General features: G+C 68.7%; 7 protein-coding genes. 5 read left to right on the forward strand and 2 right to left on the reverse strand.

Annotated elements, in window-relative coordinates:
• The 5 genes from nuoK to VD972_RS07950 all read left to right on the forward strand — a co-directional run.
• Nucleotides 1-216: NADH-quinone oxidoreductase subunit NuoK (nuoK, locus tag VD972_RS07930; RefSeq protein WP_324983188.1), on the forward strand; the 216-nt coding region annotated here is incomplete at its 5' end.
• A 30-nt stretch (nucleotides 217-246) separates the two neighbouring features.
• Nucleotides 247-2,445, forward strand: a complete 2,199-nt coding sequence (gene nuoL / locus VD972_RS07935; protein WP_324983191.1) for an NADH-quinone oxidoreductase subunit L — start codon at nucleotides 247-249, stop codon at nucleotides 2,443-2,445.
• Nucleotides 2,445-4,154: an NADH-quinone oxidoreductase subunit M gene (locus VD972_RS07940; protein WP_324983194.1), complete on the forward strand. Its 1,710-nt coding sequence runs from the start codon at nucleotides 2,445-2,447 to the stop codon at nucleotides 4,152-4,154. The genes nuoL and VD972_RS07940 overlap by 1 nt, the downstream gene beginning before the upstream one ends.
• A 15-nt stretch (nucleotides 4,155-4,169) precedes the next feature.
• Nucleotides 4,170-5,732 (forward strand): NADH-quinone oxidoreductase subunit N, encoded by a 1,563-nt coding sequence (locus VD972_RS07945; RefSeq protein WP_324983196.1) that lies wholly within the window; start codon nucleotides 4,170-4,172, stop codon nucleotides 5,730-5,732.
• Nucleotides 5,733-5,911: 179 nt separating this feature from the next.
• Entirely contained in the window at nucleotides 5,912-6,652 is a 741-nt protein-coding gene (locus VD972_RS07950; protein ID WP_324983198.1) for a hypothetical protein, read from the forward strand.
• Nucleotides 6,653-7,130: 478 nt separating this feature from the next.
• Here the strand turns inward: VD972_RS07950 and VD972_RS07955 are convergent, their stop codons facing one another.
• Nucleotides 7,131-8,522 (reverse strand): sigma-54 dependent transcriptional regulator, encoded by a 1,392-nt coding sequence (locus VD972_RS07955; protein WP_324983202.1) that lies wholly within the window; start codon nucleotides 8,520-8,522, stop codon nucleotides 7,131-7,133.
• A gap of 59 nt (nucleotides 8,523-8,581) precedes the next feature.
• Nucleotides 8,582-10,255, reverse strand: a 1,674-nt coding sequence (locus VD972_RS07960; protein WP_324983200.1) for a sensor histidine kinase, incomplete at its 5' end; no start/stop codon positions are given.

Here is a 10,255-nt window from a genome sequence, read left to right on the forward strand (position 1 = left end):
GTGGTGTTCATGTGCGTGGAGCTGATGCTCAACGCGGCGAACCTGACGTTCCTCGCCTTCGCGCGCATGCGCGGCGACAACATCGGCCACGTGTCGGCCGTCTTCGTCATCGCGGTGGCGGCCGCCGAGGCCGCCGTGGGCCTCGCCATCGTCATCGCTGTGTTCCGCAGCCGAGGCAGCGTCAACATCGACGACATCAAGACGATGAAGCACTGACGCGGTCCCCCGCCCTTCGAGAGCTTCCGCATGGACTTCTCCAGCCTCCTCAAGACCGCGCCCATCGCCCCGGACGTCCTGTCCCAATCGCTGTGGATGATCATCGCGCTGCCGCTGCTGGGCGCGTTCATCTGCGGCGTGTTCGGCCGGAAGCTGGGCCGCGCGAACGTGAACCTCATCGCCTGCTCCGCCGTGGCGGGCTCCTTCGTGCTCTCGGTGCTGGCCTTCTGGGCCACGAGCCACGCGGAGAACGGGGTGCCCGTCTCGGTGGTGAACACCTTCGGCGGCTCGCCGGCGCGCTACGCCCTGTGGAACGACCTGGGCACGTGGTTCAGCGCGGGCGACTTCCGGGTGAACTTCGGGCTGCTGGTGGATCACCTGTCCGGCACCCTGCTGCTGGTCATCACCGGCGTGGGCTTCCTCATCCACCTGTACTCCACCAGCTACATGGAGCACGACGACGGGTACTGGCGCTACTTCGCCTACCTCAACCTCTTCGTCGCGATGATGCTGACGCTGGTGATGGCCGACAACCTCGTCCTGCTCTTCGTGGGCTGGGAGGGGGTGGGTATGGCCAGCTACCTGCTCATCGGCTTCTGGTACACGGACGCGGCCAAGGCGTGGGCGGGGCGCAAGGCGTTCATCACCAACCGCATCGGTGACTTCGCCTTCCTCATCGGCACGTTCCTCCTGGTGCTGATGGTGGATGCCTTCGTGAAGCAGGCCAATGACACGGACCTGCAGCCGGTGGGCAGCAACGTGGCTCGGTACGCCAACGGCCTGGAGCAGCGTGGCCCCGTCACCTTCCAGGGCCTGGAGACACTGGCGCGGGCCATGCCCGAGGCCAGCGGCGTGGTGAAGCTGGACACGCCCATCAAGTCGGGCCCGCTGGAGGGCCGCACCTACGGCGGCGCGCTCACCGTGGCGATGCTGCTGTTCCTGTTGGGCGCGGCGGGCAAGAGCGCGCAGCTGCCCCTGTACGTGTGGCTGCCGGACGCAATGGCGGGCCCCACGCCCGTCTCCGCCCTCATCCACGCGGCGACGATGGTCACCGCGGGTGTCTACCTCTTCAGCCGCATGAGCTTCCTGCTCGTGCTCAGCCCGGTGGCCATGGCCACGGTGGCGTTCGTCGGGGCGAGCACCGCGCTGCTGGCCGCGCTCATCGCCTTCGCGCAGGACGACATCAAGAAGGTGCTGGCCTACTCCACGGTGTCCCAGCTGGGCATCATGTTCATGGGCGTGGGCATGGGTGTCTTCTGGGCGGCCGTGTTCCACCTGGTCACCCACGCCTTCTTCAAGGCGTGCCTGTTCCTCGGGGCCGGCAGCGTCATGCACGGCAACGCGGACGAGACGGACATCAAGAAGCTGGGCGGCCTGCGCAAGGAGATGTTCTGGACGTGGCTCACGTTCTTCATCGCCACGGCGGCCATCACCGGCATCATCCCGCTGTCTGGCTTCTTCTCGAAGGACGCCATCCTCCACGGCGTGCACCACAACCACCTGCACGGGCTGGAGTGGGTGTCCAAGGTGCTCTACCCGGTGGGCGTGCTCATCGCCGTGTGCACGGCCTTCTACATGACGCGCCTGTACCTGCTGGTGTTCGAGGGCAAGCGCTCGCCCGAGGCCCGGGTGCCGCACGCGCACGAGAGCTCCTGGTACATGACGCTGCCGCTGCTCATCCTGGCGGTGCTCAGCATCGGCTCCGCGGTGTACGCGGGCGCCTGGCTGCCCAACACGCCGCAGGCGCTGATGGAGAACTTCCTCAGCCCGGTGTTCCAGGCGGCCAATCGCATCGCTGGCTCGGCGAACACGGTGCAGCTGGACACCAGCAAGCCCACCGGCGGGGACTACCTCTTCGCGTGGGTGTGGGTGGCGCTGAGCGGGGCGGTGGCGGCCTTCCTGTACCTGAAGTTCTTCCCCTCGCAGGCGGGCCAGCCCGCTCCGGCGCCCCTGCGCGCCGTGCGCCGGGTGGTGCAGAACAAGTTCTACGTGGATGAGCTGTACGAGTTCCTGATCATCCGCCCGGTGAAGTTCCTCAGCTTCGTGCTCTACCGGGTGGTGGATTCGCTCCTCATCGACACGGTGGCGGTGCGCGGCACCGCGTGGGTCACGGCGCGAGTGGGCAGCGCGCTGCGCTACCTGCAGACGGGCGATGCGCAGGCCTACGCCGCGGTCATGGCGCTGGCACTGCTGGGCGGTGTCATCTACGCAATCCTCAAGGTGTTCTAATGGGCTTCTTCGACACCCACCTGCTCAACCTCGTCATCTTCCTGCCGCTCCTCTTCGCGGCCCTGGTGCTGCTGATGCCCTCGGGCGAGCACGGGCAGATCCGGACCTTCACGCTCATTGGCATGCTGGTGGACCTGGTGTTCGGGGCCTGGGCCTATGCGCGCTACCAGCCGGGCGGCGCCGAGTTCCAGCTCGAGTACCGCGTGCCCTGGTTCACCGAGTTCGGGCTGAGCTACCACATCGGCATGGATGGACTGGCGGCGAACCTGCTGCTGCTCACCGTGTTCCTGGGCCCGCTGGTGGTGATGGCCTCCACCACGTACATCAGCCACCGCATCAAGGAGTTCCACCTGGCGCTGCTCGTCCTGCAGACGACGATGGTGGGCGCGCTGGTGTCGCTGGACGTGCTGCTCTTCTACGTCTTCTTCGAGGCGATGCTCATCCCCATGTACCTGCTGGTGGGCGTGTGGGGCAGCGAGGATCGCCAGATGGCGGCGGTGAAGTTCTTCCTCTACACCCTGGTGGGCTCGCTGCTGATGCTGGTGGCGATCGTCGCCCTGTACTTCCTCAGCGGCTCGTCCGGGAACCGCTCGTTCGACTACGCCGCCATCTACAACGCGCTGCTGGGGGCCAACCAGGAGCTGGCCCGCTGCACCGCCGCCGGCACATGTGAGAGCGTCACCGGGCTGGCGCGCACGCTGCACACCTGGGGCCCGGTGATGTTCGCGGCCTTCGCGCTGGCGTTCGCCATCAAGGTGCCCATGTGGCCGGTGCACACGTGGCTGCCGGATGCACACGTGCAGGCGCCCGTGGCCGGCTCGATGATCCTGGCCGGCGTGATGCTGAAGATGGGGACGTTCGGCTTCTGGCGCTTCGCCATCCCCCTGTTCCCGGTGGCCACCCAGCAGGCGCGGCCCCTCCTCGCGGCGCTGTCGGTGGTGGGCATCGTCTACGGCGCGCTGATGTGCCTGGCGCAGCGGGACATCAAGAAGCTCATCGCCTACTCCTCCGTGAGCCACATGGGCTACTGCATGCTGGGCATGCTGGCCATCACCGCCGAGGGCGCCTCGGGCAGCGCGTACCAGATGCTCAACCACGGCGTGTCCACGGGCGCGCTGTTCCTCCTGTTCGGCTTCCTGTACGAGCGCCGCCACACCCGGCTCATGGCTGACTACGGCGGCATCGCCAAGGTGATGCCGTTCTTCACGGCCTCGTTCCTCATCATCACCTTCTCCTCGGTGGCGGTGCCCGGCACCAACGGCTTCGTCGGCGAGTTCCTCGTGCTGCTGGGCAGCTTCAAGAGCACCCTGTGGATCGGGTTCAGCGCGCTCGCCACGACGGGCGTCATCCTGGGCGCGGCCTACATGCTGTGGATGGTGCAGAAGGTGTTCTTCGGCAGCCTCACCCACCGCGAGAACCAGTTCCTCCCGGACCTGAACCTGCGCGAGATCGCCACCGTGGCACCCTTCCTGGTGCTGGTGATGGTGATGGGCCTGATGCCGCAGCCGTTCCTGGACCGGCTGGCGCCTTCCACGAACCGCTTCGTCGCCCGCGCCAGCGTAGGCACCCCGGGCGCCATCCCGGACGCCTCCCAGCTGCCCGTGGAGGTCATGGCGCTGCCCGCCGAGAAGACGGCCGCCGTCCCCTCTCGTCCTTCCAGTCCGCTCGCCGCCGCGCCGACGGTGCTCCCCTCGACGCCCCGGCCGTAAGGATCCCCTCCCGCCATGATCCTGCCCAACATCACCTCGGCAGACTTCCTCCCGCTGCTGCCCGCCATCATCCTGGTGGTCGGCGCCTCCATCCTGCTCCTCTCGGAGGTCTTCCTCTCCGCCACCTCGTCGCGTGGGTACCAAGCGGTGATGACCGCTGGAACGGCGCTGGCGGGCGGCATCGTCTCCGTGTGGCTGATCTTCCAGCCGGCGCAGCAGGTGTTCCTCGGGTATGCGGTGCTGGATCCGTTCTCCAGCTTCCTGTCCTTCATCCTCTGCCTGAGCCTGGGCCTGGCCGCCCTGAGCGCCACGGGCTTCCTCCACAGGCGCGGGGCGGAGCGCGGTGAGTTCTACGCGCTGATGATGTTCGCCACGGCCGGCATGAGCCTGCTGGCCATCTCCAACGAGCTCATCACCGTCTTCGTCAACATCGAGGTGCTCTCCATTGGCACCTACGCGCTCACCTCGTACCTGCGGCGCGGCACCCGGCCGAGCGAGGCGGGCTTCAAGTACTTCATCCTGGGCGCCTTCTCCTCGGCAGTGCTGCTGTACGGCGCGGCGCTGCTGTACGGCGCCACCGGGACCACGCAGCTCACGGAGCTGAGCCATGCCCTGGGACAGGGCGTGGTGCAGTACAAGGCGCTGGTGTACTGCGGCGTCGTCCTGGTGGCCGCGGGCTTCGCCTTCAAGGTGGCCGCGGTGCCCTTCCACATGTGGACGCCGGACGTGTACGAGGGCGCGCCCACGCCCGTCACCGCGCTCATGAGCGCCGGGGTGAAGGCGGCGGCCATCGCGGCGCTGGTGCGCGTGTTCCTCGCCGTGGCCAAGGGCATGGATCCCCAGGTGCCCTTCATCATCTTCTCCACGCTCGCGTTCCTGACGATGATCGTCGGCAACCTGCTGGCCATCCCCCAGCGCAACGTGAAGCGCATGCTGGCGTACTCCTCCATTGCTCACGCGGGCTACCTGTTGGTGGGCGTGGCGGCGCTCTTCGCCTCGAGGCCGGGCGAGGAGTTCCGACTGCTGGGCTCCACGGTGCTCGGCGAGGGCTCGCCGCTGGACGTGGCCCGGGCGGACGCGCTGCGCGGCATCCTCTTCTATCTGCTGGCCTATACCGTCACCGCGGTGGGCGCCTTCGCGCTCGTCTCCGCGATCGAGCGCCGCGAGGACGAGGACAAGGGCACGGCGTGGGACCTGGACCGGTTCAGTGGGCTGGCGCAGCGGCGGCCGGGCTGGGCCTTCGCGATGGCCGCCTTCATGCTGTCGCTCGGCGGGATTCCGCCCACCATCGGCTTCATGGCCAAGCTGCTCATCTTCCGCAGCGCGGTGGACACCGGCCTCATCGGCCTGGCCATCGTCGGCGTGCTCTCGAGCGCCGCCGGCGTGTACTACTACCTGCGCGTCGTCGTTTACATGTTCATGCGGCCGGCCCCCGAGGGCGCCCACACGCTGGAGCGCAACTGGGCCACGGAGCTCACCCTGGTGCTCTCCACCGTTGCCGTGGTGGCGCTGGGCATCCTCCCGGGCTCCATCACCGAGTGGCTCACCCAGGCTGGCAACCTCTTCACCGGCCCTTAAACCCGGCGCCCGCACCGAAGCCCCACGCCCGCCCAGCGCCTCGCTCGGGCGGGCGTCGTCTTTTCACCAGTCCCCTCCGCAGGTTCCCTTCGCCCTGCGAGCAGGCAGGCGGACTGGCTTCCCTGCCGCTTTTCCCCGCCCAGGTCATGCTCCACCTTTGGCCCGGGAGGAGTCTCCGCATGTCGTTTTCGGAGGAGCTGGGCCGAGTCATCGGCACACTATGGGGGCCTGCCGTCCGAGTGGGGGCGGCGCTGCGGCACGCGCGCCTCTTCCACCCCGAGGGCGTCACCTACCGCGCCGAGGTGAAGGAGGTCACCACGCTTGCGAGCCTGTTGCCGCTGGCGTCGCGGCTGGCCGGGCCCGCGCTGGTGCGCCTGTCCACCGCGCTCTGGCGCGGGCAGCGCGAGTGGCCGGACATCCTCGGCCTCGCGGTGCGGCTGCGCTCGGAGGAGGCCGTCACCGAGGAGCCTGCTCCCGGAGATCAGGATCTCCTCTTCGCCACCGTGCGCTCCCCGTGGACGCTGGGGCTGGCGCCGCTCTCCACGGACACCCATGACTGGCTGGAGAACGACTACTACGCCGTCTCTCCCTTCCAGGTGAACGGGCTGGGCCGGGCGAAGCTGCGCATCGTCGCCAGCCACGCGGATGCTCCCGGGCACAGCCGGGTGGAGCGGCTCGAGGCTGCGCTCCGGGCCGGGCAGGCCCGCTTCACCTTCGAGGTGAGGCCCCTGCGTGGCGAGGCGGCGGGCCGCTGGTACCCGCTCGCGGAGCTGCGGCTGGTGGCGCAGGTGGAGCTGAATCCCGTCTCGCTGCGCTTCTGGCCCTTCCGCAACGGGCGGGGCCTCACCCCCGTGGGCTTCGTCCACGCGCTGCGCCTGCCCACCTACCGGCAGAGCCAGGAGGCGAGGACGCTGCACTGAGGGAGGGGTGGCTCTCGCCCCCCAAGCTCCAGGAAGTGCCGCGCAAAGGCAGCACAGGGGGAGCGTATAAAAGAAGGCGGCCCGACACCCCAGAAGGGAGTCGGGCCGCGGGTCTTCTAAAAGTGACTCACCGGAAGTGCTGAAGGGGTGGGGGGGAACCACCTTCAGCCTCGCTTCGATGCGTCCCGAGGAGTGTCTTAGCAGCACGCGTGCCAACGCCCCAACCGGGGGGATCTCTAGTTTTCTCAGGCACTTGTAGAAGTGCCCAACACTCCCGCGGCCTTGCGATTTCAAGTTCGCCATTGCAGCGCTGAAACCCGGCTTGCAGATCTGAAGATTGCCGATCGCCTTGCAGGTTTGAAATATCTGCACCCGTTCCTGCGCCCAGTCGTTCCAGCACTGAAAATCCAGTGTGATTCCAGTGGGCTGCTTGGCTCACCAGGAGACTGACGTTGCTGAGCCCAGGCCTGCGCATCCGCTACTTGCCGTGGGGCTCGCTCCCAGTGCCCGTCTCCAGCAGCTTGATGCGCTTCATCTTCCGCCAGAGGGTCGTAGAGGAGACTCCGAGCTCGTCGGCCACCCGGGCCAGATCTTTCTCGTGACGCTCCAAGGCTTGGAGGATCGCTCGCCGCTCGGCCTCTTCCACCACCTCGGCCAGGGTCTGCGCAGGCGCTCCAGGGGCCCGAAAGGCGGCGGCCACCTCCCCCAGAGACGGAGTGATCTGCGCCTGCGGCCGGACTGGGAAGTCCTCGGGCATCAGCTCCTCCCCCTCGGCCAGCGCGGCGGCCTGCTCGACGAGGTTCTCCAGCTCGCGCACGTTGCCCGGGAAGGTGTAGTCCATCAGGTGCGCCACGGCCGAGCCGGACAGCCGCCGGGGCCGGGAGTTGCGAGCGTTGGCGCGCTCCAGGAAGTGCCGGGCCAGATCGTGGACGTCCTCCAGCCGCTCGCGCAGCGGCGGCACCCGCAGCGTCACCACGTTGAGGCGGTAGTAGAGATCCTGCCGGAAGCGCTTCTCGCGCACCTCGATCTCGATGTCCCGGTTGGTGGCGGCGACGATGCGCACGTCCACCCGCACCGAGGTGGACTCGCCCACGCGGCGCACCTCGCCCTCCTGCAGCGCGCGCAGCAGCTTGGACTGGAAGGCGGGGCTCGTCTCCGTCACCTCGTCGATGAAGAGGGTGCCCCCGTCCGCCTCCTCGAAGAGGCCGCGCCGGGCCTTCACCGCGCCCGTGAAGGCGCCCTTGGCGTGGCCGAACAGCTCGCTCTCCAGCAGGCTCTCGGAGATGGCGGCGCAGTTGACGGGCACGAAGGGATTGGAGCTGCGCCGGCTGTGGGTGTGCAGCGCGCGCGCCACCAGCTCCTTGCCGGTGCCGCTCTCGCCCTGGATGAGGACGGTGGCGTCGCTCTGCGCCACGCGCAGCAGGCGGCTCTTCAGCTCACGCATGGCCAGGCTGGTGCCCACCAGCGCGTTCAGGTTGTGGCGCTCGTTGAACTCGTCGGCGAACAGGTTCACCTGGGACAGCAGCCGGGCGCGCTCCAGCGCCAGCTCCACGCGGTGGCGCAGCACCCCGTCCTTGAAGGGCTTGGTGATGTAGTCGTACGCCCCCAGGCGCATGGCCTCGACGGCGCTGTCAATGGAGCCGAAGGCCGTCATGACGATGACCTGCAGCCGCGGCACGGCCTCCAGCGCCTTCCTCAGCAGCGAGAGCCCATCCATGGGCTCCATCTTCAGATCCGTGAGGAGCACATCCACGCTGTTGCTGGTGAGGAAGTCGAGCGCCTCCTGGCCGGTGGCAGCCTCGGAGACGGTGTAGCCCTCCGTGCGCAGGACCAGGGCCGTGGTGGTGCGCATGTTGCGCTGGTCATCCACCACCAGGATGCGGCCCCGGTGCGCAGGAGGGTTGGGGGGGCTGGAGGAGCTGTCGTCGGTCACGGGAGAGAGGGGGGAAGCAAGGGTAGCCGGATGGTGAACGTCGTGCCACGGCCGGGAATGCTGTCCACGGCGATCTCGCCGCGGTGCTCCTCGAGGATACGACGGACCACGGCGAGCCCCAGCCCGGTCCCCTGGGCCTTGGTGGTGAAGAAAGGTTCGAAGACGCGGTGCAGCAACTCGGTGGGGATGCCCATGCCCTGGTCCGACACGTCGATGCGCACGTGGTCCCGGTTATCATGGAGCTCCCGGCGAGCGCTCACCTTCACCACCCCCCCCTGGGGCATGGCGTGGATGGCGTTGACGGCCACGTTGACGAGCGCTCGGTGGATGAGCCGCCGGTCCATGTGCACGGACGGCAGGCTCGGCTCCACCTCGATGTGCAAGGAGACGGCCTGGGACTCGGTCCCGCCCTGGACGCGAGCCGCCTCGAGCGCGTCCTGCACCACCCGGCCCACCTCCTCCGGCTGGAGGATGGGCTCGCGGGGCCGGGTGAAGTCCAGCAGGTCCGCCACGATGCGGTTGAGGCGGTCACTCTCCTCAGAGAGGATGTCCAGCAGCATCGCCGAGTCCCCCTCCACCTTGAGCAGGCGCCGCAGCGTCGTCACGGCGTTGTAGATGACGCCCAGGGGGTTGCGGACCTCGTGGGCGACGATGGCGGACAGCTCGCCCAGGGCGGCCAGGCGCTCACGCTTGACCATCTCCGCGCGGGCGGCGGCCAGCTCCGCGTAGGACATCCAGAGCGACTCGTAGAGGCGCGCGTTGGCGATGGACAGAGCGAGCTGGCCACAGGTCGCCTCCGCCAGCTCGATGAGCGCGGGTCCGAACGTCCGCGGGCCGCGGGTGTCGTCCACGATCACCACTCCAATGAGCTCGTCACGCGAGGTCATCGGCAGCCCCAGGATCGCCTTCTCCTCGAAGCGGCGGGCCAGCTCGAGGTTGAAGCCCTCGGAGCTCTTCGAGAGGTCCTCGATGGCGATGGAGCGGCGGGCCCGGGCCACGTGGGCCGCCAGGCTTTCGCTGTCCAAGGGGATCGTCACGGTGCGGAAGAAGTCGCGGTGGGTGGCGGAGCTAGCGGCCGCTCGCAGCACCTTGGCCTGATCGTCGTAGAGCAGGATGTAGCAGTTGGACACGTTCATCAGGCGGACGAGGAAGTCCGCCGCCACATCCAGGATGCCCGCCGCGTCCAGCACGCCCGCGGTGGTCCGGGCCAGGTCCAGCAGCAGGCGCGTCTCGGAGAGCTGCCGCGCGGACTCGGCGCGCAGGCGGTGCTGCTCGATCAACGTCACCAGCAGCTCCACCATCGTGCCCAGCAGCCGCAGGTCCTCCACCTGGAAGGGCCTGCCGGGTGAGCGCAGCAGCTGCAGGGTGCCGCACACCTGGCCGCCGCGGGTGATGCGCACCGCCGCGCCGCTGCCGAAGCGGCCATCGGAGGCCTCGCTCAGCGCCCGATCCTCGGCCTGCCCCGAGAGCTTGCCCTGCCCGGCCTTCATGGCCGCCTCGCCCAGGATCTGCCCCAGGGAGAGCGCGGCCCCGCCCTGTGCCTGTGCCTCCAGCCCCACCTGCGCGGAGAGGGAGAGGGGAGCGCCCGGCTCCTCCTGAAGCAGCAGCAGCGCCGCCTGGGCGGAGAGCAGGCCCGCGACGCGCTCGAGGAAGGCCTCGGGGCTGGGAGG

Origin of the sequence: Hyalangium sp. (assembly GCF_035629615.1) — a bacterium.
In the GTDB taxonomy this organism is placed as follows: domain Bacteria; phylum Myxococcota; class Myxococcia; order Myxococcales; family Myxococcaceae; genus Hyalangium.